The organism is Kribbella sp. NBC_00889, from assembly GCF_045207705.1.
Taxonomy (GTDB): Bacteria; Actinomycetota; Actinomycetes; order Propionibacteriales; family Kribbellaceae; genus Kribbella.
Map to the genome: position 1 here is coordinate 2,310,142 of NZ_CP108783.1, position 24,477 is coordinate 2,334,618.

At 67.8% G+C, this 24,477-nt stretch carries 19 protein-coding genes; 17 read left to right on the forward strand and 2 right to left on the reverse strand.

Features of this window, described 5'->3' with window-relative positions; genetic code table 11:
* The 9 genes from rbsD (at position 1) to OG817_RS11205 (ending at position 12,667) form a co-directional block, all read left to right on the forward strand.
* Positions 1 to 390: a D-ribose pyranase gene (rbsD, locus tag OG817_RS11165; protein WP_393382647.1), complete on the forward strand. Its 390-nt coding sequence runs from the start codon at positions 1 to 3 to the stop codon at positions 388 to 390.
* On the forward strand, positions 390 to 2,414 hold the full coding sequence (locus OG817_RS11170) for an ADP-ribosylglycohydrolase family protein (RefSeq protein WP_406053797.1): 2,025 nt from the start codon (positions 390 to 392) through the stop codon (positions 2,412 to 2,414). Before rbsD ends, OG817_RS11170 begins: the two co-directional genes overlap by 1 nt.
* Positions 2,411 to 3,814: an ABC transporter substrate-binding protein gene (locus tag OG817_RS11175; protein WP_406053799.1), complete on the forward strand. Its 1,404-nt coding sequence runs from the start codon at positions 2,411 to 2,413 to the stop codon at positions 3,812 to 3,814. The genes OG817_RS11170 and OG817_RS11175 overlap by 4 nt, the downstream gene beginning before the upstream one ends.
* Positions 3,811 to 4,716: a carbohydrate ABC transporter permease gene (locus OG817_RS11180; protein WP_406053801.1), complete on the forward strand. Its 906-nt coding sequence runs from the start codon at positions 3,811 to 3,813 to the stop codon at positions 4,714 to 4,716. Before OG817_RS11175 ends, OG817_RS11180 begins: the two co-directional genes overlap by 4 nt.
* Positions 4,713 to 5,606: a carbohydrate ABC transporter permease gene (locus tag OG817_RS11185; protein WP_406053803.1), complete on the forward strand. Its 894-nt coding sequence runs from the start codon at positions 4,713 to 4,715 to the stop codon at positions 5,604 to 5,606. The genes OG817_RS11180 and OG817_RS11185 overlap by 4 nt, the downstream gene beginning before the upstream one ends.
* On the forward strand, positions 5,603 to 7,015 hold the full coding sequence (locus tag OG817_RS11190) for a sulfatase (RefSeq protein ID WP_406053805.1): 1,413 nt from the start codon (positions 5,603 to 5,605) through the stop codon (positions 7,013 to 7,015). The genes OG817_RS11185 and OG817_RS11190 overlap by 4 nt, the downstream gene beginning before the upstream one ends.
* Positions 7,016 to 7,048: 33 nt before the next feature.
* Positions 7,049 to 8,725 carry a hypothetical protein gene (locus OG817_RS11195; protein ID WP_406053807.1) on the forward strand — a complete coding sequence of 559 codons (1,677 nt, stop codon included), beginning with the start codon at positions 7,049 to 7,051 and terminating at the stop codon, positions 8,723 to 8,725.
* 10 nt (positions 8,726 to 8,735) lie between these two features.
* Positions 8,736 to 10,238: an arylsulfatase gene (locus tag OG817_RS11200; protein WP_406053809.1), complete on the forward strand. Its 1,503-nt coding sequence runs from the start codon at positions 8,736 to 8,738 to the stop codon at positions 10,236 to 10,238.
* Positions 10,239 to 10,810: 572 nt separating this feature from the next.
* A complete protein-coding gene (locus OG817_RS11205; protein WP_406053811.1) occupies positions 10,811 to 12,667 on the forward strand; it encodes a DUF222 domain-containing protein in 1,857 nt (618 codons plus the stop codon).
* Positions 12,668 to 12,815: 148 nt separating this feature from the next.
* Here the strand turns inward: OG817_RS11205 and OG817_RS11210 are convergent, their stop codons facing one another.
* Positions 12,816 to 13,637: an SDR family NAD(P)-dependent oxidoreductase gene (locus tag OG817_RS11210; RefSeq protein ID WP_406053813.1), complete on the reverse strand. Its 822-nt coding sequence runs from the start codon at positions 13,635 to 13,637 to the stop codon at positions 12,816 to 12,818.
* Positions 13,638 to 13,808: 171 nt separating this feature from the next.
* Here OG817_RS11210 and OG817_RS11215 point away from each other — a divergent pair, with 171 nt between their 5' ends.
* The 8 genes from OG817_RS11215 (at position 13,809) to OG817_RS11250 (ending at position 23,143) form a co-directional block, all read left to right on the forward strand.
* A complete protein-coding gene (locus OG817_RS11215; protein ID WP_406053815.1) occupies positions 13,809 to 14,741 on the forward strand; it encodes an NAD-dependent epimerase/dehydratase family protein in 933 nt (310 codons plus the stop codon).
* Positions 14,738 to 15,664: an RNA polymerase sigma-70 factor gene (locus OG817_RS11220; protein ID WP_406053817.1), complete on the forward strand. Its 927-nt coding sequence runs from the start codon at positions 14,738 to 14,740 to the stop codon at positions 15,662 to 15,664. The genes OG817_RS11215 and OG817_RS11220 overlap by 4 nt, the downstream gene beginning before the upstream one ends.
* Before the next feature lie 166 nt (positions 15,665 to 15,830).
* Entirely contained in the window at positions 15,831 to 16,190 is a 360-nt protein-coding gene (locus OG817_RS11225) for a cupin domain-containing protein (RefSeq protein ID WP_131515149.1), read from the forward strand.
* Positions 16,191 to 16,358: 168 nt separating this feature from the next.
* Positions 16,359 to 17,534 (forward strand): patatin-like phospholipase family protein, encoded by a 1,176-nt coding sequence (locus OG817_RS11230; protein ID WP_406057417.1) that lies wholly within the window; start codon positions 16,359 to 16,361, stop codon positions 17,532 to 17,534.
* Positions 17,531 to 19,489, forward strand: a complete 1,959-nt coding sequence (locus tag OG817_RS11235; RefSeq protein WP_406053819.1) for a hypothetical protein — start codon at positions 17,531 to 17,533, stop codon at positions 19,487 to 19,489. The genes OG817_RS11230 and OG817_RS11235 overlap by 4 nt, the downstream gene beginning before the upstream one ends.
* Positions 19,489 to 20,757, forward strand: a complete 1,269-nt coding sequence (locus tag OG817_RS11240; RefSeq protein WP_406053821.1) for an MBL fold metallo-hydrolase — start codon at positions 19,489 to 19,491, stop codon at positions 20,755 to 20,757. The genes OG817_RS11235 and OG817_RS11240 overlap by 1 nt, the downstream gene beginning before the upstream one ends.
* A 184-nt stretch (positions 20,758 to 20,941) precedes the next feature.
* Entirely contained in the window at positions 20,942 to 21,718 is a 777-nt protein-coding gene (locus OG817_RS11245; RefSeq protein WP_406053823.1) for an SDR family NAD(P)-dependent oxidoreductase, read from the forward strand.
* 102 nt (positions 21,719 to 21,820) lie between these two features.
* A complete protein-coding gene (locus tag OG817_RS11250; RefSeq protein ID WP_406053824.1) occupies positions 21,821 to 23,143 on the forward strand; it encodes a wax ester/triacylglycerol synthase domain-containing protein in 1,323 nt (440 codons plus the stop codon).
* Here the strand turns inward: OG817_RS11250 and OG817_RS11255 are convergent.
* Positions 23,099 to 24,289, reverse strand: a complete 1,191-nt coding sequence (locus tag OG817_RS11255) for a PucR family transcriptional regulator (protein ID WP_393382707.1) — start codon at positions 24,287 to 24,289, stop codon at positions 23,099 to 23,101. The two genes, OG817_RS11250 and OG817_RS11255, sit on opposite strands and share 45 nt — an antisense overlap.
* Positions 24,290 to 24,477 lie beyond the last annotated feature (188 nt).

Below are 24,477 nucleotides of genomic sequence, written 5' to 3' on the forward strand. Positions count from 1 at the left end.
ATGCGTCGATCAGGACTGTGGCACCCGCGGCTGGCCGCGGTGGTGGCCGGTCTGCGACATACCGAGACGATCGTGCTCGCGGATCCCGGGCTGCCGGTGCCACCCGAGGTCGAGACGATCGACCTGGTCTGGGCCCGCGACGAGCCCGCGTTGCTGCCGGTGCTGGCCGCACTCGCCGCCGAACTGGTGGTCGAGCAGGCCCTGATCGCGCAGGAGTTGACGGACTCGCGGTTGCTGCGAGGCCTCGACGAACACCTCGGCTCGGTCCCGCTGAAACGGACCAGCCACGAAGACTTCAAAGTCCTCTGCAGGACCTCGCGGGCCGTCGTCCGCACCGGCGAGACCACGCCGTACGCCAATGTGATCCTGACCGCGGGAGTGCCGTTCTGATGATTCCGGCTGACTACGAAGACCGGGTGTACGCCGGTGTGCTCGGCAAGGTGATCGCCGTCTATCTGGGCCGGCCGTTCGAGGGCTGGCGGTACCAGCGGATCGTCGACGAGCTCGGCGACATCACCTACTACGTCAACGACCGTACCGATCTGCCGCTCAAGAACCACCTGCTGGTGGTCACCGACGACGACATCAGCGGGACGCTGGTGTTCCCGCGGGCGCTGCGCGACCACGGCGTCGAGCCGACCTCCGAGCAGGTCGGCCAGACCTGGCTCGACCAGATCGTCGAGGAACAGACGGTGCTGTGGTGGGGCGGGCTCGGCAACTCGACCGAGCACACGGCGTACCTGCGGATGAAGGCAGGCATCCTTCCGCCGGACAGCGGTGCGATGGCGCGCAACGGTCAGGTGGTCGCCGAGCAGGTCGGTGCGCAGATCTTCGTCGAGGGATTCGCGATGACACGGCCGGGCGATCCGCAGGCCGCGGCCGACCTGGCCGAGCGCGCCGCCCGGGTGAGCCACGACGGTGAGGCGATCCATGCTGCTCGTGTGGTCGCGGCCCTGGTCGCGCAGTCGTTCGTGGAGCTGGACATGGATCGGCTGCTCGACACCGCGGTCACGCTGATCCCGAAGGACAGCCTGATCTACCGCGTCGTCGCCGACGTCCGCGAATGGGCCACCGGCGGTGACTGGAAAGCGACTCGGGAACGGATCGAGGAGCGGTACGGCTACCACCTGTACGGCGGCAACTGCCACGTGATCCCGAACCACGCGACGATCATCAACGCCCTCGCGCACAGTGGCGGCGAGTTCGCCCAGGCGATGACGGTGGTCAACACCTCCGGTTGGGACACCGACTCGAACGCCGGCAACGTCGGAGCGATCTGCGGCGTTCGAGGTGGGCTGGCCGGCCTCGACGCCGGCCCGGACTGGCGTGGCCCGATCGCCGACCGGCTCTACCTGCCTGCCGCCGACGGTGGATCCTGCATCACCGACGCGGCGCGTGAGGCCCTGACTCTCGCCGGGCACGGACGGACCTGGGCCGGTGAGCAACCGGTGGTCCCGAAGGGCGGCGCCCGGTTCCACTTCGCCTTCCCTGGCTCGGTGCAGGGCTTCGCCGTTGCTGAGGGCAACGGTCAGGTCATGAACCACGACGCCCGCCTGACGGTGCCGGGCGCGACGACGGTCAGTACGCCGACGTTCATCCCGCCCGAGGCTCTGGACATGCCGATCTACGGCCTGCTCGCGAGCCCCACTCTCTACACCGGGCAGACGGTCACGGCGCACGTCGACGCCACGGACGACGCCGAGGTGCGACTGACGATCACGGCGTACGACGAGAACGACGAACTGCGCACCGTGTCCGGACCGGGGGCGACCCTGTCCGCAGGCGAGTCCGCGGATCTGGCGTTCACCGTGCCGGAGCTCGGTGGCCAGCCGGTCGCGGCTGTCGGTCTGACGACTTCGGGCACCGTCCAGCTGGACCGCCTGACCTGGGACGGCGCACCCGACGTAACCCTCACGCGACCGGTGGCCGGAACGGTCTGGCGTCGTGCCTGGCTGCGCGCGGTCGACCGCTGGGACGGCCATTGGCCGGAGCCGTTCCGCATCGTGCAGAACCGGGGTACCGGCCTGCTCAGCCAGGGATCAAGGGACTGGCAGAACTACACCGTCACCGCCGATGTGACTCCACACCTGGCGGCGTCGGCCGGCATCGCGGCTCGGGTCCAAGGGCTGCAGCGGTACTACGCGCTCGAACTGGCCGACCGGAACACCGTCCGCCTCGTCCGGCACCACACCGTGCTCGCCAGCCGCGCGTTCGACTGGGAGTACGGCCACACCTATCAGCTCGCCCTCACCGTGGACGGCGACCGGCTCGTCGCCACCGTCGACGGTGAGGCTCTGTTCGACCTGACCGACCCCACGTACGACTGCGGCGGCGTCGCGCTGGTGGTCACCGAGGGCCGGACAGCGACCCAAGAGGTCCGCATCACACCCATCTCGCGCGAGGAGGAATCATGACCGCACATCCGTTCAGCCGCCGCCGTTTCCTGACCGGTGCGGGCCTGAGCGCGGCTGCCATCGCTGCGCCCGGTGTCCTCACCGCTTGTGGAGGCAGCGACGACAGTGGAGCCGGCTCGGGCAGCGGCAAGGTCGACCTGTGGCTCGACATCCAGGGCGACGCGAACCAGAAGTACTTCAACGAGCAGGTCGCCGCCCTGTTCGAGAAGGCGAATCCGTCGGTCGACCTGAACACGACGTACTACAAGGGTGACGACCTGCGCCGGCTCGTGCAGACCGCCCTGCAGGCCAGGTCCGGGCCGGATGTCGTCCGTGGTCCGTCGGCCACGCAGACCCTGGCCTGGAGCAAGGCGCATGCACTTGCGGACCTGACGCCGTACGCGGACAAGTACGGCTGGAAGGACAAGCTGTCGGCCTGGGCGATGAACGCGTTCACGACCGAGGACAAGCTGTTCGCGCTGCCCATGCGGGTGGACACGATGATGCTCTACTTCAACAAGACGCTGTTCGCGTCGAAGGGCTGGAAGCAGCCCACGAACCGCGACGAGCTCGAGGCGCTGGCGGCCGAGGCGCACGGCCAGGGCATCACCGCGTTCGGCTCCTCCAACGTGGACTGGAAGGCCGCCGGCGAGTGGCTGATGACGGTGTTCTGGAACCACTACTCGGGTCCGGACGCCTTGCACCAGGCGCTGTCCGGCGACATCAAGTTCACCGACCCGGTCTTCGTCGAGGCGGTCGAACTGGTGCAGAGCTACTTCGACAAGGGCTGGCTGGCCGGCGGCGTCGACAAGTACTTCGCCGTTCCCTCGCAGGAGATCGGTGCGAACTTCGGCAAGGGCAAGGTCGCGATGATCCCGCAGGGCGGCTGGTTCATGAGCCAGGTCGGCCAGTACTTCGGTGCCAAGGCGAAGAACGACAACGAGTGGGACTGGATGCCGATCCCGGCGCTGCGGTCCGAGGTCAAGTACCCGCTGTTCGAACTGGGTATCGGCGGTTCGCTCGGGATCAACGAGGCCAGCAAGAACAAGGACGCCGCCGCGACCTTCATGAACTGGTACTACGGTGACCGCGGCGCGGCCCTGAAGCGGATGGCCGACGTACCGGCGACGTACAACATCCCGATCGACTTCACCGACGCCGACATCCCGAAGAAGATCGACCCTCGCTCGGCCCGCGTGCTGACCTCGCTGAACAAGGCGGTCTCGACGGGTGACTACGGGTACGTCACGTGGACCTGGTGGCCACCGAAGACGGACGTGTACGTCTACGAGGGGCTCGAGCAGGTGCTGACCAAGAAGATCAAGGCGGCCGACTACTGCAAGGAACTCGACCGGCTCTTCACCGAGGAGAAGGCCGACGGCACCATCCCCGCCCTGCCCGCCCAGGGCCCGGCCAAATGACGACGGCCGTCGCCGGCACCGCCGTACGGGCGCCCGGCGCCGCTCGTGCGCGGCGCCGGTCGGCGGTGATCGGCTGGGCCTTCCTGGCACCGCTGCTGGTGCTCAACCTCGTCGTGGTGCTCGGTCCGTCGATCGCGACGGTGTACTACTCGCTGACCGACTGGTCCGGGCTCGGCCCGGCCGAGTTCATCGGCCTGGAGAACTACACCAAGGCCTTCACCGATCCCGATGTCCATCAGGCCCTGCTGCACAACGTCATCTGGTTCGTGCTGTTCGGTTCGGTGCCGATGGCAATGGGTTTGCTGGGCGCCTACCTGCTCAGTCAGGTCCGCCGCTTCCAGGTCCTGTTCCGCGCGCTCTACTTCGTTCCGTACGTCGTGGCCAGTGTGGTGAACGCAGCTGTCTGGAAGATGCTGCTGTCACCGACCAGTGGAATCGGTCACCAGTTCGGGATCGATCATTCGTGGCTCGGTGACACCGCCACATCGCTGGTCAGCGTGAACTTCGTCGTCGACTGGCACTTCTGGGGCTTCCTCGCGGTGATCTTCCTCGCCGCGATGCAGGGCATCGACCCGCAGTTGTACGACGCGGCCAGCGTCGACGGTGCCGGTAAATGGCAGCAGTTCCTCGCGGTCACGCTGCCCGGCATCCGCCCGACGATGATCTTCGTGATCCTGATGACGGTGATCTGGACGCTCAAGGCGTTCGACTACATCTTCATCATGACCCAGGGCGGTCCGGCCGGCTCCAGCGAAGTGGTCTCGACGCTGATGTACAAGCAGGCCTTCAACGAGTACTCCGCCGGGTACGCCGCCGCCCTCGGACTCTCGATGACCGCCATCACCGCCGGGATCCTGGCCGTCTACCAGTACCTGCGCAAGAAGGGATGGGAGGACGAGTGACCACCACCGTCATCGACCCGGCGACCACCACCCGCACGCCTGGCCCGCCGGCCTCCAGTCCGAGGCGGTCCCGCCATTCCGGTGCAGGCGCCGGGGCGTACGTCGTGCTGATCGTGCTGGCACTGTTCGCGATCGGCCCACTGGTCGCGGTGGTGTTCAACGCGTTCAAGAACAACGCGGAGATCGGCACCAACCCGCTGGCACCGCCGACCTCGCTCAGCCTGGACAACTTCACCGAGGCGTGGACTCGCGGCGACTTCGCCACCACCATGCGCAACAGCGCGATCATCTGTCTCGGTGCCGTCCTCGGCACCTGCCTGATCGCCGGCCTCGCGGCGTACGCGCTCAGTCATCTGCACGTGCCGGGGAGCGGGATCGTGGTCGGGTACCTGTTCCTCGGCAGTGCGCTGCCGGTGCAGCTGTTCCTGGTGCCGCTGTTCTTCCTCTGGACCCAGTTGCACCTGGTCGACAACCTGTTCGGGCTGATCGTCATCTACTGGGCCACCGACGCGCCGTTCGCCACCTTGCTGCTGAGATCGTTCCTGCTCAAGATCCCGAAGGACTACACCGAGGCGGCCCGGCTGGACGGCGCGTCCGACCTGCAGATCGCCCGCCGGGTCGTGCTGCCACTGGCCTGGCCGGGCTTCCTGACCGTCGCGCTGATCGTCGCGCTGTGGTCCTGGAACGAGTTCTTCTGGGCGATCACCTTCATCCACGACCCGAAGCTGCGCCCGGTGGCGACCAGCTTCCTCGCCTTCCAGGACCAGCACTCGACCGACTGGGGGATGACGAGCGCCGCGGCGATCTTCATGCTCGGCCCGGTCGTGCTGCTGTTCCTCGTACTGCAACGCCGATTCGTCAGCGGTCTCACCGCAGGAGGACTCAAGTGACGTCACCCGACACCCGTCCGAACCTCGTCCTGATCGTCGCCGACCAGTTGCGCCGCCAGGCCCTCGGCGCGTACGGCGACCCGAACGTCGCGACGCCCAACATCGACGCGCTGGCGGCGGCGGGGACTCGCTTCGACGCCGCGTGCTCGACGTACCCTGTCTGTGTGCCGTACCGGTTCTCGCTGATGACGGGGGAGTACGCGCACACCCGGTTCATCCCGTCGATCGAGTGGCGGATGTCGCCGGCCGAGCGCACCCTCGCCGACGAGCTGAACGGGGCCGGCTACCAGACGGCGCTCTACGGGAAGTGGCATCTGTACGGGAACTTCGGCCACTACCCGGGCCACACCGTGGTGAAGACGTCGCGGACCCAGGTGCCGCGGCCGTACCAGGGCCGGTTCCAGCGGTTCGCGGGCTTCGACATCTGCAACGACCCGTGGGACACCTACTACTGGAACGAGGACGATCCGCAGGCCCACAAGATCGACGGGTTCCAGACCGACGGCCTGTTCGACCTCGCGATCGCCGACCTGCGCAAACCGTCGGACAAGCCGTGGGCCACGGTGCTGTCGGTGGAGCCGCCGCACCCGATCTTCACCGCGCCACCGGAGTACGTCGAGCGCTGGAAGGACCGCGAGATCGTCCTGCGGGAGAACGTTGACGTCGGCAAGGACTACAACAAGCGCGGACCGCACGGCCGGGACCTGATCGACGACCTGCGGGTCTACTACGCGATGATCGAGAACCTCGACGACAACGTCGGGCGCCTGGTCGGCGCCCTGCGCGAAACCGGTCAGCTGGAGAACACCGTGATCGGTCTGACCGCGGACCACGGCGAACTGCTCGGCTGCCACGGTCTGCTGGCGAAGCAGCGTCCGTGGGAGGAGTCGCTCGGAGTCCCGCTGATCCTGTCCGGTGCGGGCATCGCGTCGTCGGTGGTGGCCGATCCGGTCAGCACCGAGGATCTGTTCCCGACCCTGCTCGGACTGGCCGGCGTCGTACCGCGCGATCCGAAGCCCGGGCTGGACCTGTCGCCGCTCGCCCGCGGCGACGAGACCGGGCTCGACCGCGAGGGCGTGCTGCTCGAGTTCGTCGCGGAGATGCGGCCGGGGATGCCGTTCCATGACGAGACGTGGCGCGGCTTCCGGACCAGTCGCTACAAGTACACGGTGCTCGGCGACGCCCACGGTGGAAAGCCCTGGCAGTTCTTCGACCTCGAGGAAGACCCGTACGAAATGACCAACCTGGTCGACAGCGAGAAGCACGTGGACGAGCTCCGGCGCCACCACACGCTGCTGCGGGACCGGTTGGTCGAGACCTACGACCACTACGTGCTCGCGCCCGCGTTCGGGTGCGCGGGCCTGAACGAGTGGGATCCCGAGGCCAAGTTCCAGCGTCGCTTCGGCTGAGACCGTGCTGTCGTCGTCGAGAGGTGAGGCATGATGAAGCTCGCACGTGTGGTCGCCGCGCTCGTCTCGGTCGCGGGATTGATCGCGGCCGCGCCGGCCGGGGCCGAGCCCGGCCCGCAGTACGTCGGGACGGAGTACGACCAGGGCGGTAGCAGCCAGGCGATCGACGGCCCGCTGCCGCAGGTGGAACAGCTCGCGAACCAGATCACCCGGACCACCGACACGATGCTGCGCGACCTGGCCCGCGAACGTGCGAAGCTTCCGTACGGTTCGATCGAGGCCGACCACCATGCAAGGCCGCAGCTGACGACCTACCCACCCGCGTCCGGCAGTCCGGTCTCCGATCAGTACTCCGTCACGGTCGGTCAGCGGGGACGGAGTACAAGCTCCTTCGTTTACCAGGTCGCGGCGCGCAAAACCGACAGCAACCTGGAGAAGGACACGTCCTGGACGTCGTTCTCGTTCGCCGGGCCGGTGACCGTCGAGGTGCACAAGCTGAGCGGTACGGCGACTGGCTGTCTGGTGCGGCCCGAGTCCGCCCGGATCCGCACGCACTTCTCCGGCAGCACGTGCTCGTTCACCCTGACCGAGGCGGCCAACGTCTCGGTGGAGTTCACGCCGAACACCACCAACCCGGTGCTGCATCCGATGCTGGTGTTCGCGAACCCGCCGGAGGTCGACGTACCGCCGGCTCAGGACCCCAACGTGCTGTATCTCGGCCCCGGACTGCATCAGCTCGGCACGGTGCAACTGCACTCGAACCAGACGGTGTACGTCGCGGGTGGCGCGTGGGTGCAGGGGACGTTCAAGGGTCTCGGCGTCCACAACGTGGTGATTCGTGGCCGCGGCGTCATCGACGGGACGTACCTCGACACCGGCGATCAGGATGCGAACAAGAACCAGCCAGGGCTGATCGACATCGACTGTCACGATCCCGGTCAGCCTCCGCACGCGGCCTGCTCGACGGGGTCGTCCAACTCGAGCAACGTGGTGGTCGACGGACTGACCTTCGTCAACGGCCCGCGATTCAACGTGCGGGTGCTTGGTGACCACATCACCGTGCACAACCTGAAGGTGATGAGCTGGTGGTACAGCACCGACTGCATCTGGGCCGGCACGGCGAGCCTGGTCGAGGGCAACTTCTGCAAGGTGAACGACGACGCGCTGAAGCCGATGACCGGCGACTCGGTGATCCGGGACAACGTCGTCTGGCAGCTCGAGAACGGGGCGCCGTTCATGATCAGCTGGAACATCCTCACCGACCAGGCCGACTTCCACGTCTACGACAACGACGTCATTCACGCCGAGCACTACTGGCTGTCGCCGCAAGCGATCTTCCGGGCCCGGCACGCCACTCCTGGGCACCTGCAGAGGTTCCTGTTCGAGGACATCCGGGTGGAGGACGCGAACTGGAGGTTGTTCTACATCATCTTGGAGAAGCACCCGAAGTGGTACGACCCGGCGCTCGGGTTCGGCCAGATCTCCGGCCTGGTGTTCCGCGACATCACCGCGCAGACGCCGTTCACGATGCCGAACGTCTTCACCGGTGGGGATCCCGATCACCGGGTCTCCGACGTGACGCTGATGAACGTCGCCATGAACGGCACGTGTGTGGCGAACGCTGCCGACGGCAACTTCCAGATCGATCCGGCGACGACCGATCAGGTCCGGATCGTGAAGAGCGCGCATGCCCCCTGCTCGCACCGATGAGAGGAACCCCGTGACACCGAACGTGGTCGTCGTACTGGCCGATGACATGGGGTGGGGGGACCTCGGCTGCTACGGCTCGGCCATTCCGACCCCCAACATCGACAGGCTCGCCGCCGGCGGTGCTCGGCTGACCGACTGTCACTCGGCCTCCGCGGTCTGCACGCCGAGCCGGTATGCCCTGATGACCGGTCGCTATGCGTGGCGCGGACCGTTGAAGAACTTCGTACTGATGGGACACGGTCCGGTGCTGATCGAGCCGGACCGGCCGACGATGGCAAGCGTGCTGCGCGACGCCGGCTACGCGACCGGTGCCTTCGGCAAGTGGCACCTGGGCCTTGGCTGGCGACATCGCGACGGGTCTGTCCGGGATGCGTTCGCGCCCGGCGCGGTGCTGCACGACGACGTCGACACCGACTTCGGGCGCGACATCGACTACACCGCGGCGGTCACCGGTGGTCCGACCGAGCTGGGTTTCGACCGGTTCTTCGGGATCGCGGGGTCGCTGGACATGCCGCCGTACGCTTTCATCTCCGACGATCGCACTGTCGGGGTGCCCGACCGGGAGAAGGAGAACTACCTGACCGAGCAGCGCCCCGGGCTGCAGGTCGACGGCTGGCGCGAGGACGAAGCCGACGTACGGTTCGTCGGCGAGGCTGTCGACTGGCTGCGGGGGATCGAGCCCGGTACGCCGTACTTGTGCTACGTCGCGCCCTCGGCGCCGCACCGGCCGTGTGTGCCACCGGACTTCATCCGTGGTCGCTCCGGACTGGGGGACCGGGCGGACGCTGTCTGTCTGGTCGACTGGGCTGTTGGTGAAGTACTGCAGGCGATCGCCGAGCGCGGCGAAGCCGAGAACACGTTGGTCATCGTCACCAGCGACAACGGTGCGCCGATGATCTTCGACGACGACGGCGACATGGCGCAGCACCGTCCCAATGGTGACTGGCGCGGCCAGAAGGGCGACTTGTGGGACGGCGGCCACCGCGAGCCGTTCATCGCCTTCTGGCCGGGCCGGATCCCGGCGGGTTCGTTGCTCGAGGCCCCGATCTGTCTCACCGACGTCCTTCCGACGGTCGCGGCCGCGACCGGTGCGGCGCTTCCGGACGGAGCAGCCGAGGACGGTCAGGACCTGCTCGGCGCGCTGACCCGAGGCGAGTCGTTGCCGGCGGACCGGCCGGTGGTCCACCACAGCCTCGGCGGCCGCTTCGCGATCCGCTCCGGCCGGTGGAAGGCGATCTTCGCGCCCGGCTCCGGCGGCGGCTTCTCGGAACCGTCGATCAGCGCCCTCTTCAGCGCCGGCTCCGGCAAGGCCCACGCCAACCCCGCTTGGGACGCCGACCACCCCGACGGCCAGCTCTACGACCTGTCCACCGACCCCACCGAAACCACCAACCTCTGGTCCACCGAACCCGAGACAGTTGCCGCCCTCTACACCCAACTCCGATCCATCTGCCAATCCGAGTCCAGCGGCCTCCCCTTCAACGCCCTCCCGGCTCACTCGCGAACGCCTTAGCCTGAGTCGGTGATGTGGCCGATCCATCGGGGGCGGCATACCGAGAAGTGCCTTCTGGGCAAGGAGAATCGGGATTGTCCAGATCCTGGTCCTGCCGAGCTCAGAAAGTACTGACAGTAAAACCATCGGATGGCCGGTCGCGAGCGGAGGTTGGTTCGATGAGGACAACCGGGTGTCATGTGTGGGTCTGGTGCCGGGCAAGGCCGTGATCAAACCCACTGACCCCTGTCCAGCAACGGGTCCATCCTCTGGACGAACGTGTTCGGCCCCACGACCGGGCGCCGCCGATCACAGCCTGGCCGGCGACCACCATGACCCCCAGTTTGGATCCCGGCCACAGTCGGCACAGCGGACAGCTCGGGCGGGTGACGATCTCGTCGGTGGCGAGTGATCGGCGTTGCGGTGTCGCCCCCCGGCCCGTCGAAGCCTCGTGGGTGACGACGAGAGCGCCGGGATTAGACGTTGCCTAAGGCAAGATCCGCAGAGGCAGACGTCTGTGGATAACAGATTCCGTTGTGGATAAGGGCTTCTGGATTCGGAAACTGTCGGTGGCGGTGTCTAGAGTTGCAGGTATGGAACTTCTGGACGAGCGGCCGATCTGGTCGATGAGTGGCAGCGAGATGCTGTCGGCTCTCGACGCCGTGGATGCCGAGCTTGCCCAGCGCCAGACCTACCGTCTGCAGCTCATTGCGGCCCTGGACGACATCGGTCACGCGCACGACATCGGTGCCCATGACACCGTGCAACTGTTGGCCTTCCGCTACCGCCTGGACCGCCCTGTGGCCCACCGCGACGTCCGCCTGGCCCGGGCCCTCCCGAAGTATCGGACCGTGTCTGCCGCCCTGACCGACGACGCCATCCCCGCAACCTCAGACCCCGACAACGGTGGCCAGGTGCTGCACCCCGCGCAGGCCGAGGCGATCGTGTCCGCCCTCGAGCGCGTCCCCGCCACGGTGCCGGTCGAGGATGTCGAGGTCGCCGAACAGCAGCTGGTGAACCTGGCCCGCCACCTCAACCCTGGTGAACTGCGCAAAGCGGGCAAGCAGGTCCGCGATCTCCTCGACACCGACGGCCCCGAACCTGACGAGCACAAGGCCTACGCCCGCGAGTCCCTGGCGTTGATCACCGCCGAGAACGGCGTCAAGTTCCGTGGTTACCTGGCCAACGAGAACGCCGAACTGCTGCGGTCCCTGATCCACGCCGGTGCCCGTCCCCACAAGACCCTCGACGGCGAACTGGATCCCCGCCCCCGCGACAAGCGCCAAGCCGACGCCCTGACGACCGCGCTGACCCTGGCCGCCAAATCCACCGATCCGGCCCTCAACCTCCCCACCACCAAGCCCGGCCCCACCACGCCCGCCGCCCTAGCTTCGCAGTCCAGTCGCGCAGCGTCAGGAGCCGGCGCCGCAGGCGTCAGGCCCGCCGCTGTTGCCGCCGCCACGGCCGCGGCCCGCGGCGACATCTTCAGCCCTGACACTGGCCCTGCATACCCTGCCCTCGGAGAGGCTGCCTCAGGCCCCGCACCCGCCGGCGCCGTCCCGGGGTTCGGGGCGAAGGCGAACATCACGGTCACCATCGACCTGGAGGATCTGAAGTCGGCTGCCGCGGAGGCCACCGGCGGACTCGTCTACGGCGACAACCTGTCCGCGGCCGCGATCAGACGCCTGGCCTGCGACGCCAACATCATCCCGCTCGTCCTCGGCTCCAACTCCGAACCCCTCGACGTCGGCCGCTCCGAACGACTCGTCACCCGCGCCATGCGCCGCGCCCTGAACGCCCGCGACAAAGGCTGCGTCGTCTGCGGCGCCCCACCCATCCACTGCGACGCCCACCACCTACGCTCCTGGCTCGACGGCGGCGAAACCGCCATCTGGAACCTCGTCCTGGTCTGCCGCCGCCACCACATCGACCTCCACGCCGGCCACTGGACCATCACCATCACCAACGGCAAAGTCCACGTCACCCGCCCCACCTGGGCCGACCCACCACCAGCCCCTGATCAACGACAATGCAAACCCGCCCCACCATCCCCAACCACCAGACCGCGCTCATCCACACCTCCCAACCCCCAGGTCAAACCCCTCCGCGGACGCCTGCCCGACGACGGTTCGCGCGTCGACCCGTGGTCGGGCGGACGGCTGTCGGACGGACTGCGGTCGGACGACGCCGAACGTGTGGACAGTGCGCAGTCACGGGAGGGACGAGTGGGAGATACGTCCAGGGTGACTACGTGCTCGGGCAATCTCCGCACCGATGCTGCGGCACTCCGAGAGGCAGCACGCCAAGCGATCTGGGGCGATACCCCAACGAGCGACCCAGGCACGCGCACTGCCCTCCCCGGCCCCACAGCCGTATCCGCGCAATCAGCCCATCACGATCCGTGGCCCGAGCCAGGACCGCCAGCAGCCGTCCGCCCGCGCGGAACGTGAAGCTCTGCACGGCCTTGGCACTTGCCGCTGGTATCCGCAGGGCGGGTGGTCTTGACGCTAGGTCACCTCAGGCTGCAGGTGGGGCCTGACGCTCAGTTGTGGGGCGGTACGACGTACGTCCTCCCAACGGGGTCAGTCGGCACACCCCTCAGGGGGTACGGCCATGGGCCTCCAATGCAAGGTCCTGCCAGTCGGACCAGGTCTCGAGGCGGTCGGCGTACACCTGTTGGACGATCGCGTTGCCCTGGTTGCCGAAGAAGACTCGCAGTGGTGGGTTGTCAACGTCGGCGAGCTTCAGGATCGCCTGGCCGGCGGCCGCCGGGTCTCCGAGGTCGAGTGTCTTCGCGTACGCCGCGAAGGTCTCGCGCAGACCGTCGTACCGCGGATCGGGCTGAGCGTGGTCGGCGCCCGCGTTGCCGTCGGTGGCGTAGCCGCCGGGCTCGACCAGGGTCACCTTGATGCCGAAGCCGGCGACCTCCTGGGCGAGGGATTCGCTCAGGCCTTCGAGGGCCCACTTGGAAGCGCAGTACGCGGCGCCGAGTGGGAACCCGGAGACGCCGGCGACCGAGGAGATCTGGATGATGTGCCCGCCGCCCTGCTCGCGCAGGTGGGGGACCGCGGCCTGGACGACCCACACCGCGCCGAAGAAGTTGGTCTCGAACTGATCGCGCAGTTGCTGCTCGGTCAGTTCCTCGACGGCGCCGGACAGGCCGTAGCCCGCGTTGTTCACGATCACGTCGAGCCGGCCGAAGTGTTGCCGTGCCTGCTCCACGCTCCCGAAGACCGCGGCCTTGCTGGTCACGTCCAGCTCGAGCGGGAGTACCGCATCGCCGTACTTGACGACCAGGTCATGGAGGGTCTCGACCTTCCGCGCGGTCGCAGCGACCTTGTCGCCCCGGGACAGAGCGGCTTCGACGAAGCTACGTCCCAGTCCGCGTGACGAACCAGTGACGAACCAAACCTTGCTCATGGTGTGCTTCCGTTCTTTCGGCTGGTGTGAACGACCACCAGATGCCGTCGGCATCGATCCCGTGACAGCTCGGCGACGTGACGAGCGCCACCCCACAGGGCATGTCACAGCCGGCCGGACTGTCTCGTCTCGGGCTTGAGGAACAGTCCTGAAGGCGGAAAGGTGATGATCATGCGGGTGTTCGTGGCAGGTGGATCCGGGGTGCTCGGGCGGCGGCTGGTGCCGCAGCTGGTGGCGCGGGGACACCAGGTGACGGCTACCACCACGGGCTCGGCGAAGCTGGGCTTGCTGGAGAAGCTCGGCGCCGAGGCGGTCGTGATGGACGGGCTGGACGCCGCGTCGGTTGGTGAGGCGGTCGCCAAGGCCCGGCCGGAGGCGATCGTGCACCAGATGACCGCGATCTCCGTGGCCCACGCGGGCAAGCCCGACATGAAGCACATGGATCGGTGGTTCGCCGGCACCAACCGGCTGCGGACCGAGGGGACGGACCACCTGCTCGCGGCCGCCGAGGCGACTGGTGTGACCAACTTCGTCGCGCAGGGGTACGGCGCCTGGAACGGCATCCGTACGGGCGGCTGGGTGAAGACCGAGCAGGACCCGGTGGACCCGATGACGGGTACGCCGGCCGAGCCCGGGATGGCGGCGATCGGCCACGTCGAAGAGGTGGTGGTCAAGGCCGGCGGCGCGGTGCTGCGGTACGGCTGGTTCTACGGGCCTGGTGCCATGGACGACCTGGTCGAGCCGGTGCGCAAGCGGCAGTTTCCGGTTGTCGGGGGTGGCGACGGCTACTGCTCGTGGGTGCACCTCGACGATGCGGCGAGCGCTACAGTCTTGGCTGTGGAGCGGCAGGCCAAAGGTGTGTTCGACATCGTCGACGACGAGCCGGCGCCGGCCAACGTATGGCTGCCCTACCTGGCCGAGTCCGCGGGAGCGAAGCGGCCGATGCGGTTCCCCACCTGGCTCGCGCGGCCACTGGCCGGGGACGTGGCGGTGATGATGATGACCGAGGGCCGCGGGTTCTCCAACGCCAAGGCCAAGCGGGAGCTCGGCTGGGAACTGCGCTACCCGTCCTGGCGGCAGGGCTTCAAGGAAGAGCTGGCATGACGCGTGCCGAGGAGTTCGAAGAGCTGCGACCGCTGCTGTTCTCGATCGCCTATCGACTCCTCGGCAGCGTGAGCGAGGCAGAGGACGCGGTCCAGGAGACCTGGCTGCGTTGGGAATCCTCGCCGACAGCGCCCGCCTCGACCAAGGCCTTCCTGTCCGCGGTGGTGACTCGCATCTCGATCGATGTACTGCGGTCCGCCCGTGTCCGGCGGGAGACGTACGTCGGTCCGTGGTTCCCTGAGCCGCTGCTGGCGGATCCGTACCAGGATCCGGAGCGCGCGGCGGAGCTGGCCGACTCGTTGTCGATGGCAGCCCTGCTCCTGCTCGAGCGGCTGAGTCCGCTCGAGCGTGCGGTGTTCGTGCTGCGTGACGTGTTCGGGTTCGGCTTTCCGGAGATCGCTTCCGCGGTGGACAGGTCGGAGTCGGCGTGCCGTCAGCTCGCGGTGCGGGCCCGGCGTCACATGGACGCCGGCCGGCCCCGGTTCGAGGCCGACCGCGCCGAGCGCGACGTACTCGCCTCGCGTTTCTTCGACGCCTTCAGCGAAGGGGACGTCGACAGTCTGCAGGAGTTGCTCGCAGCCGACGTACGCATGGTCAGCGACAGCGGCGGCAAGGCCCCACAGTGGGGGACCGGCATCACCGGCGCCGGCAAGGTGGCCCGCCTACTCGTCTCCCTGGTCACCCCCTTCACCCGGATCGGCGGCACCGTCGAACCCCACGCCCTGAACGGCCAACCCGGCGCCATCCTCCGCGACCGCGACGGCAAGGTCATCAACACCTGGACCCTGGACATCCTCGACGGCCATATCCGAACCATCCACACCGTTCTCAACCCCGACAAACTCACCCACGTAGGCCCAGTAGCCGACGCCTGGTCAGTACTCCGCCAAACCACCCAGTCCCGTCGCCCACCAAACCCCTAGCCGACGCTCCACCCGACCACCACCGCACCCCCACCGACACCTCACGAACCGATCGTTTCCTCAGCGGGCGGCTCTGTAAGGACGCCATAAGCGGCGGGATCTGTTCACGGCGAGCCATCTGGGCCATTGTCGAAAATGATTCTTTCCCGATCGAGGGGGCCGGAGCATGGCCGTTTACAGTAAGTCGTTCGACGAACCCGATGAGCAAAGGACGCCGGACAAGACCGTCGTCAACGTGGTGAAGTTTCCCGGCGCCAGCGTCGCGAAGATCACCTTCCAGCCGGGCTGGCGCTGGTCGGAGTGCATTCGTCCCGTCGTCGGTGGCGAGTCCTGCCAGGTCCGGCACGTCGGCACCCTTCTCTCGGGCGAGATCGAGGTCGTGCACGACGACGGCAGCAAGGCGCGACTCGCGGCCGGCAGCGCGTACCTGATCGAGCCTGGGCACGACGCCTGGGTGGTCGGTGACGAGCCCGCGATCGGCCTGGAGTTCGAGTCCCACGCAGCCGAGACCTACGCCAAGTCCTGACACTGTTCGATCCCTGTCGTGACTTCTTGCAAATGATCGTGAGCGGGAGGACGCTCTGGGTAAGGGGAAATCTTCAGGGGGAAACATGTTGCACTGTCGTGTTTCCGGCGTGCCCGTGGGCGGGTCGGACAGTTGCGGGGAATTGACCGGGGCGGGCCGATGAGCGAGATGGCCGCGGGTCCTGCGTCGGCACCGGATGAGGTGCACGTTTCTGGTGAACCGGTACGGCGCATTCCTGGTGATGCAGCCCGGAAGCCTCAGCCGGGGATCGCCTTGTGCCTGTCGGGCGGTGGCTATCGGGCGATGGTGTTCCACGTCGGTGTTCTGTGGCGTCTCAACGAGGCCGGGATGCTGCCTGAGTTGAAGCGTGTCTCGAGTGTGTCCGGCGGTTCGATCACGGCCGGCGTACTCGGGATGAATTGGAACGACCTGCAGTTCGATCAGGCCGGCGTGGCCAAGCAGTTCGTGTATCAGGTCGTCGATCCGATTCGTGCGATGGCCAGCACGCATGTGGACCTTCCGGCCGTGCTCACCGGGATCGGGCTCCCGTTCACATCGGTGGCCGACCGGGTCGTCCGTGCGCTGCGCAAGCACTTGTTCGGCCAGACGACGCTGCAGGGTCTTCCGGACAAGCCGACGTTCGTGATCAACGCGACGAACGTGGAGTCCGGCGTACTGATGCGATTCAGCAAGCAGTATCTGGCCGACTATCGAGTCGGTCGCATCAACAACCCGGAGGTGCCGCTGGCTGTCGCAGTGGCGGCCTCGTCGGCGTTCCCGCCGATCCTTTCGCCCTGCACGGTCGACCTCGACCGGGAGGAATGGATCACGCAACCGGGCAATGACCTGACGACGCCGGAGTTCCGCAACGAGATCCGCCTGAGCGACGGTGGTGTGTACGACAACCTCGGGCTGGAGACGGCCTGGAAGCGGTACGAGACGGTCCTGGTCAGCGACGCGGGCGGTCACCTCGGTGCGGTCGCAGACCCGCCGGTGGACTGGGCCCGGCACACGATCCGCGTTCTCAAGGTCATCGACAACCAGGTCAGGTCGCTGCGCAAACGTCAGGTCATCGATGCCTTCCGCAACAAGCGCCCCGGCATGTACGTCGGCATCCGCAGCCATGTGGACGACTTCCCGCTGGCCGACCCGCTGCCGTCGGATCCCGCTGTTGCGGCGAGGCTTGCGGGGATCCCGACGCGGCTGAACGCGATGGACGACGACGTCCAGGAACAGTTGATCAACTGGGGATACGTCATCTGCGACACCGGTCTGCGCGCCCACCTCGGGAAGCCCCCCGGTGATGGGACGTTGCCTTATCCCGACAATCCACTCACGAAGTGATGACGACCACCGGCGACACGGCGCCGGTGGCGCCGGTGGCGCCGAACAATCCGACGATCAGGCCACCCGACCGGCGGCAGTTGAGAACCTTCGCGTTCGACCCGATGTCGACAAGGCTGTCCGGTCGATTCCTGGGACTCGACGTACCGTTCGAGGCCGATCTGTTGCCGGGTCCGGACGGCAGCCTGGTCCAGGTCGTCGACTACGACGCGACCCGGGATGTGTGGTACGAACCGCTGGACCTCAACGATCCGGCTGTTCTCGCGCAGGACGGACTGCGGCCGGCCGAAGGGGACCCGAGGGCCCATCAGCAGATCGTCTACGCGGTGGCGACCAGCGTGATCGAACGGGTCGAGCGCTTTGTCGGACGCCGGTTCCGGTGGCGGTCGAGCCAGAAGCTTCGGCTTGTGCCGCACGCGTTCGAGGGGCGCAACGCCTTCTTCGACCCGAAACGGCGCGCCGTGCTCTTCGGTTACTACCAGGCCGATCGGCGTGACCCCGGGCCGAACCTGCCCGGACAGGTCATCTTCACTTGCCTGTCGACCGACATCGTCGCCCACGAGGTGACGCACGCGATCCTGCACAGGCTGCGCCAGTACTACGCCGAGCCGACGAATCCGGACGTGTTCGCCTGGCACGAGGCCTTCGCGGATCTGGTCGCGTTGTTCCAGCATTTCGTCCACCGCGATGTCGTCTGCGAGGCGGTCGCAACGACGTCGAGCGATCTCCGCAAGAACAGCGGCCTGCTCCAGTTGGCCCGCGAGTTCGGCGAGTCGACAGGACGTGGAGCGGCGCTCCGCTCGGCGATCGGCACCGAACCGACGCCGCAGCGGTTCCTCTCGGCCACGGAACCGCATGAGCGCGGTGCGTGCTTCGTCGCGGCTGTCTTCGATGCCTACCTCGACAGCTACAAGAGGTCCATCGGAGATCTGATCCGGATCGCCACCGGTGGAACGGGCATCCTGCCGGCCGGCGAGTTGCATCCTGATCTGGTCGAGCGGGTCGCCGACGAAGCCGTGAAGAACGCCGACCGGTTGCTCGGCATGGTCGTCCGCGCGATGGACTACCTACCGGTGGTCGATGTCTGCTTCGGCGACGTCGTACGGGCGATTGTCACGGCGGATCGTGCGCTGTATCCGGACGACGCCATCAACCTGCGCGGCAATCTGGTCGAGGCCATGCGCCGGCGGGGGATCTATCCCGAGCAGGTCGCTTCGCTGAGCGACGTGGCGCTCGAATGGCCGCCGGCGCTGGCGTGGCCGAAGGGTGCCGAGGTGGACCCGAACAACCGCGAGGCGCTGGATCTGAACGACCCCGAGGCTCCGGTCGACCTTCGGAACCTGATCCTGCTCGCGGCGATGGACCTGGACCCGGGAGGAAAGCCCGGCGCGTTGCAGGTGAAGGCTCCGCTCGGGAGCGATCCCGACGAAAGCGAGCTGGGCGACCCTGGCGAGGTCCTGTTCCAGACGCTCAGCCGCTGGGCCCGCCTCCATGCCGTGGAGATCGGTCTCGACCCGGACCCCGAACTGCGGATCGCGCTGACCGGCATCCATGTGGCGTACCGGCAGGCAGCCGACGGTCAGCCCCGGCCGGAGGTGGCGATCCAGCTCACCCAGCGGCGGCCCGAGCTGGAGGATCAGGAACTGCCGTACGACACCAGACCGAAGATGCGGGCCGGCACGGTTCTGATCGCCGGCGTTGACGGCCGGATCGAGCACATGATCGCCAAACCGCTGCCGTTCAAGGACGCGGCCGCGATCGCCAAGCTGCCGCTGGACCATCCTGGGCGTGACCACCACGACGCCGGCGTACGGCGGCTCGCGGCGATGACAGGGTGGGGCGAGCAGCTGGACATCGTAGACGCGTTGAGCGAATGGACCGACCAGCCGTCCGTCGAACGCCTGACCTTCGCCGCGATTCACGCGGAGATCATGAACGCGGATCGGGGGATCTGATGGCCCGGGCGCAATCGACCGTGACGGTGCGGATGTACAACGTCGGCTTCGGCGACGCCTTCGTGGTGACCGTACGACGGGGCCGCGCGATCTGGCGGATGCTCGTCGACTGCGGCGTACACAACCAGGGACAGGCCAGGCCGATCCGGGAGTCGGTCCAGGCGATCATCGCGGACCTCACCGCCGAGAGTGCGAACGGCGAGCCGCATCTGGATGTCGTGGTAGCGACCCATCATCATGCCGACCACATCTCCGGATTCGCTTTGTCTGATTGGGAACAGGTCACCGTGGACGAGGTGTGGCTGCCGTTCGTGGAGGACGCGGACGACCCGGATGCCCTCGCCTTGCGCAGCAAGCAGGCTGCGACCGCACGTCAACTGCTGGGCATGATCGAACGACGGACTCTCGGTGTGGATCCGGGTCAGTGGCCGGCAGCGGTCGCGGCGGCGCGCAGCTTCGCGCTCAACTCGTTCGGGAACGCGGACGCGACCGACCGGCTGGTCGGACGGAACGGCCAGCGATTCAAGAACGACCACACCGTGCGCTATCTGCCGAACCTGGATGAGGTCAAGAACAAGATCGAGATCGGTGTCGACGGGGTGACGATCCACGCGCTCGGGCCGTCACGCGACCCCAAGGACCTGAAGGTGATGGACCCGCCGGCCAGTGTCGGCTGGCTCCAGCTCAACCTCGATGAGCCGATCGACGGTTCGGTCGCGACCTCGCCGTACCCGCTGTTCGAACAGGTCTACGCGCTGCGGGATCCCAGTCGGGTGCGGCCTGATCTGCAGGAAGCCGCGAAGTCCTTGCAACTGGACAAGCTCAGCAACGACATCGGCCTGCTCGGTGCGGCGTCGATCCTGGAACGTGCCGTCAACAACACCAGCCTGTTCCTGGTACTCGACGTCGCCGGCACGCACTTCCTGTTCCCGGGAGACGCGCAGTACGGCGCCTGGCAACACGTGCTGAACGACCCGCGGAAGAAGGCTCTGCTCGCGGACGCGGCCTTCTACAAGATCGGTCACCACGGCTCCCACAACGCCACCCCGAAGGCGTTCGTGGAGGAGGTCTGGCACGACGGCGCCGCTGCGATGTTGCCGTGGGGGTTGGTGAAACGCTGGGAGGACACCATCCCGAAGAAGGAACTGATGACCGCCCTGGCCGACCACAAACACACCGTGGTCCGAGCCGACACCCAAGCAAACAAACGCGTCGGAATCACCACCAAAGACAACCTCTGGCGAGAACTAACCTTCAAGCTCAAGTGACAAGCACGCACCATCATCCTTGAGACCGTCGCGGAGGTCGTCGGCTGACCCGCTGGCGGGTTATGCGATCGCTGGCGGCATCTAGCCGGTCATCGGGCAAACAACCCGTCAGCGGGCAGTCGCGACGCTGTCCTGAGGGCTTCTCGTCGGCGACTCGTGCTGGAATGGAGGGGAGGAGGTGTGGATGCGACTTGATGGGAGGGTCGCGCTGGTGACTGGTGGGTCCGCGGGGATCGGTGCGGCGGTTGCGGAGCAGCTGGCCGAAGCGGGCGCCCGGGTGATCGTGCAGGGCCGGGATGAGCAGCGGACCGAGGCAGTCGCCAATCGGACGGGGGGAGTGGCAATCCTCGGTGATCTCGCTGTGCCCGGCGCGGCGACCAAGCTGGCCGACGCCGCCCTCGACGTCCACGGCCACATCGACATCGTCGTGGCGAACGCCGGGCAAGGCTGGTCAGGCCCGTTCGCAGAGATGACCGCCGCCGAGATCGACCGCCTGGTCATGCTCGATCTTGTGGCGCCTCTTCAGCTCGTACGCCGCCTCCTACCGCCGATGCTCGATCGCGGGACCGGCCACGTCGCGCTCGTGGGCTCGATCGCCGGGCGCACCGGTGTCGCCGGTGAGGCCGTGTACGCCGCAACCAAAGCTGCGCTCGACGTGTTTGCCGAGAGCCTGCGGCCGGAGCTGCTAGGCACCGGCGTAGCCGTGAGCCTGACGATTCCAGGCGTCGTGGACACCGGCTTCTTCGCCGCCCGCGGCAGGCCCTACGATCGCCGCCGCCCGCGTCCAGTCCCCGCCGCCGACGTCGCAAAGGCGCTCGTCGGCGCCATCGCGCGTGACCGCGCCGAGGTGTGGATCCCCGGTTGGCTCCGCGTGGCTCCCGCCCTACGGGCACTGACCCCGGGCCTCTACCGGCGGCTGGCAGCCCGATTCGGCGAGCAGGTGATCTCCCGACCGGGGTAGGCGCGTCGGTGAGTAAGGAGCCGGCACCCCTGGCGACGCTCGCTTGGGTCGGCTGGCGCCGTCCGCAGCAGCGCGGTCCACGTCGGGATTACCGTGTTCATCGTGAGGATCGCCACGTGGCTGCACGAGACACCGGGCACCGTCGTACCGTCCAGCGACGCGTTCTTCCTCCACATCGAGAGCACGGGGGCCGCGCAGCACGTCGGCGGCCTGGTGATGCTGGAGCCGACTGAGGGCCGTCCGTCGATCGACGACGTACGGGCGCTGGTCCGCGACGGATTCGCCCGGTTGCCGCGCATGCACCAGTGCCTCGCTCCGACGTCACGGTGGCGACGGCCGCGCTGGATCGAGGCCGAGTACGTCGATCTGGACTGGCACGTCACCGAGATCCACTCCCCGGACGGGAAGGCCGGACTGATGCGGATCCTCGGGGAGCTCGCCGAGAACCCGATGCCTCGGGACCGGCCGATGTGGCGGGTGGCGATCGTTCGCGACGTCGGGCTGTGCGGCGCCGACGCTCTGGTCGTGCTCGTCCACCATTCGATCGCCGACGGCATCGGAACGGTGCTGCAGGCCCTCAGTCTGTTCGAGCCCCGAGCCACGCTCCCCGTACCGCCCGGACGCGCTCCCAGCCGGCTCCGACGCGCCGCCGCAGTGGCCGTGGGACTCGCGCAACTGGCCACCGACGGCACCGCCGCGTCACTGCCACCGAGTTCAGCGCGGCGCGGGTTCGGCGTCGCCGACGTCGAGCTCGAAGTGGTACGTCGTACCGCTGCCGCTCGCGGAGTGCGCGTGACCGACGTCGTGATCGCTCTGCTCGCCGATGCGGTGTACGCCGTGGCACCCGAACTCGCACGAGCGGTGGACGGCCGGATGCGGTTCTCCGTGACGACGATGGTGCGCACGCCCGACAGCGCGGCGGAGGGGAACGCGACGGCTGCGGTGATCGTCGACGTACCGGTCGATGGCCGGCCGTTCGACGACCTGCTCGTGGAGGTGGCCACACGCACCCGGCGGCTCCGTCGGCCCACCCGGGCGATGGCGTCCCGCTTCGTCATGGCCACTGGCTTGCGGCTCGTCCCTGAGCCGTTCGCCCGATGGTTCGCACGGACCGTCTACGGGCCGCGCTTCCTGCACGCGGTTGTGTCCAACATGCCGGGGCCGACTGTCGCGCTGACATTCGCAGGGGTCGGCACGGGACCGACGTACCCGATCCTGCCGTTGGTGCCGGAGACTCCGCTCGCTGTCGGCGCGCTGAGCTGGAACGGAGTACTGGGCATCGGGCTGGCGACCGATCCGCAACTGCTCGACGCCGCGGCGGTGGCCAGGCACCTCGACGCCACGTTGGCGCGGCTGCGGGAGAGCAGTCCCGTGCCGGTCTCAGGGAGCCGGCCACTCGAGGGCGAGGAAGAGCCGAGCGCGTGATTCCGGGTCGTCAAGGCGGTCGCCGAACAGGGCCCGGAGCCGCGCCATGCGATACCGCACGGTCTGCGGGTGAATCCGCAGCTCCTCGGCGATCGCGTGCCGGTCCCCGAACTGCCGCAGCCAACTGGCGAGCGTCTCGGTGAGCCGCGCTCGGGCGGCCTCGGTCTCGCCCTGCAGCGGAGCCAGCATCTCCTCGCGCAGCGCGGCCACCAGTGACTCGTCACGCCAGACGATCAAGGCATCGAGGTGCTCGTCGGCGAACACCGGGTCGTCGGTGAGCACTCCCGTCTTGCGCAGGCGGGCCGCGATCCGGGCGATCTCGAGACTGCGGGGCAGCTCCGCCAGTGGCACCGGGTTGCCGACCACGGCGCCGAGGCCGGTGAGCTCCCGGCTCAGCTGGAGGCGGCGGCCGGGGCCGGACGGTTCCGGGATGATCGCGCCGAAGACCACGCCGTTGCGACGGATCGGGAGTGCTCCCGGCTCGAGCCGGCTGACCATCGTGCGGGCGAGCTCGTGGTCGCCGTCGATGTAGATCACCACCGCGGCCGTCTCCGGGATCCGCCACGCCGCCTGCAACGCCGCAGCCCGGATCGCCTCGGTGCTGGACCGGCCGGACAGCAGCAGGTTGGCGAGCTCCTCCCGGCGGCGCTCGCGGGCGAGCGCGTCGTCGAGTTGCTCCTGCACGTAGCCGTTGGCGGCCGAGAACGAGAGTTGGTTGACGAAGACAAAGACCGAGTCGGCCAGCGCGGCCAGGTTGTCCGGTGCGAACTCCAGTCGCAGGGCGGTCGCGGCGACGTGCCGCCAGGCGATCCGGGCACCGAGCTGGAAGGCGGTGAGCAGCCGGGTGAGGTCGTTGCCGACCTGTTGCTGCCGGCGACCGATCTCTTCGAAGACCAGGCGTACCGTCTCGTCGGCACGATCAAGGCTGGCCCGCTCCGGGCTGGACAGGTCGGCGATCGACATGTCGAGCAGCCGATGCACGAACAGGGCTGCGGGTTCTACGACCGCGTCGCGCTCGGCATCGAGGAACGCGGCGTAGTCCGGCCAGTGCTCCGCGAGCCGGTCGCGAACCTCGGAGAGCAGGCCAGGCAGCCCCTCGAGCAAGGCCTCCTCGAGGCGGGCACGGTCGAATGTGGCGACGGTCATGTGAAGACTCCCACGCGTTCCTTGCCGAACGCCGGCGAGACAGGTGTCCTACGGATACGTCATCCCACGGGTAACTGTATCCCCGTGACAAATTCTTGCCGGACGAATGTGGTCCAGTGGGGCAGAGTTGGCACGAAACCGCTTCCCATCATGGGAACGTGCATCCTGAAGGAGTGCAGAGGGTCCCA

What these genes read in the sequence shown, in the direction of transcription:
- OG817_RS11205 (WP_406053811.1), top strand. Translation starts at nt 10,811, where the DNA reads ATGGAACTTCTGGACGAGCGGCCGATCTGGTCGATGAGTGGCAGCGAG.
- OG817_RS11230 (WP_406057417.1), top strand. Translation starts at nt 16,359, where the DNA reads ATGGCCGCGGGTCCTGCGTCGGCACCGGATGAGGTGCACGTTTCTGGT.
- OG817_RS11175 (WP_406053799.1), top strand. Translation starts at nt 2,411, where the DNA reads ATGACCGCACATCCGTTCAGCCGCCGCCGTTTCCTGACCGGTGCGGGC.
- OG817_RS11240 (WP_406053821.1), top strand. Translation starts at nt 19,489, where the DNA reads ATGGCCCGGGCGCAATCGACCGTGACGGTGCGGATGTACAACGTCGGC.
- OG817_RS11170 (WP_406053797.1), top strand. Translation starts at nt 390, where the DNA reads ATGATTCCGGCTGACTACGAAGACCGGGTGTACGCCGGTGTGCTCGGC.
- OG817_RS11220 (WP_406053817.1), top strand. Translation starts at nt 14,738, where the DNA reads ATGACGCGTGCCGAGGAGTTCGAAGAGCTGCGACCGCTGCTGTTCTCG.
- OG817_RS11195 (WP_406053807.1), top strand. Translation starts at nt 7,049, where the DNA reads ATGAAGCTCGCACGTGTGGTCGCCGCGCTCGTCTCGGTCGCGGGATTG.
- OG817_RS11255 (WP_393382707.1), bottom strand. Translation starts at nt 24,289, where the DNA reads ATGACCGTCGCCACATTCGACCGTGCCCGCCTCGAGGAGGCCTTGCTC.
- OG817_RS11245 (WP_406053823.1), top strand. Translation starts at nt 20,942, where the DNA reads ATGCGACTTGATGGGAGGGTCGCGCTGGTGACTGGTGGGTCCGCGGGG.
- OG817_RS11210 (WP_406053813.1), bottom strand. Translation starts at nt 13,637, where the DNA reads ATGAGCAAGGTTTGGTTCGTCACTGGTTCGTCACGCGGACTGGGACGT.
- OG817_RS11180 (WP_406053801.1), top strand. Translation starts at nt 3,811, where the DNA reads ATGACGACGGCCGTCGCCGGCACCGCCGTACGGGCGCCCGGCGCCGCT.
- OG817_RS11225 (WP_131515149.1), top strand. Translation starts at nt 15,831, where the DNA reads ATGGCCGTTTACAGTAAGTCGTTCGACGAACCCGATGAGCAAAGGACG.
- rbsD (WP_393382647.1), top strand. Translation starts at nt 1, where the DNA reads ATGCGTCGATCAGGACTGTGGCACCCGCGGCTGGCCGCGGTGGTGGCC.
- OG817_RS11215 (WP_406053815.1), top strand. Translation starts at nt 13,809, where the DNA reads ATGCGGGTGTTCGTGGCAGGTGGATCCGGGGTGCTCGGGCGGCGGCTG.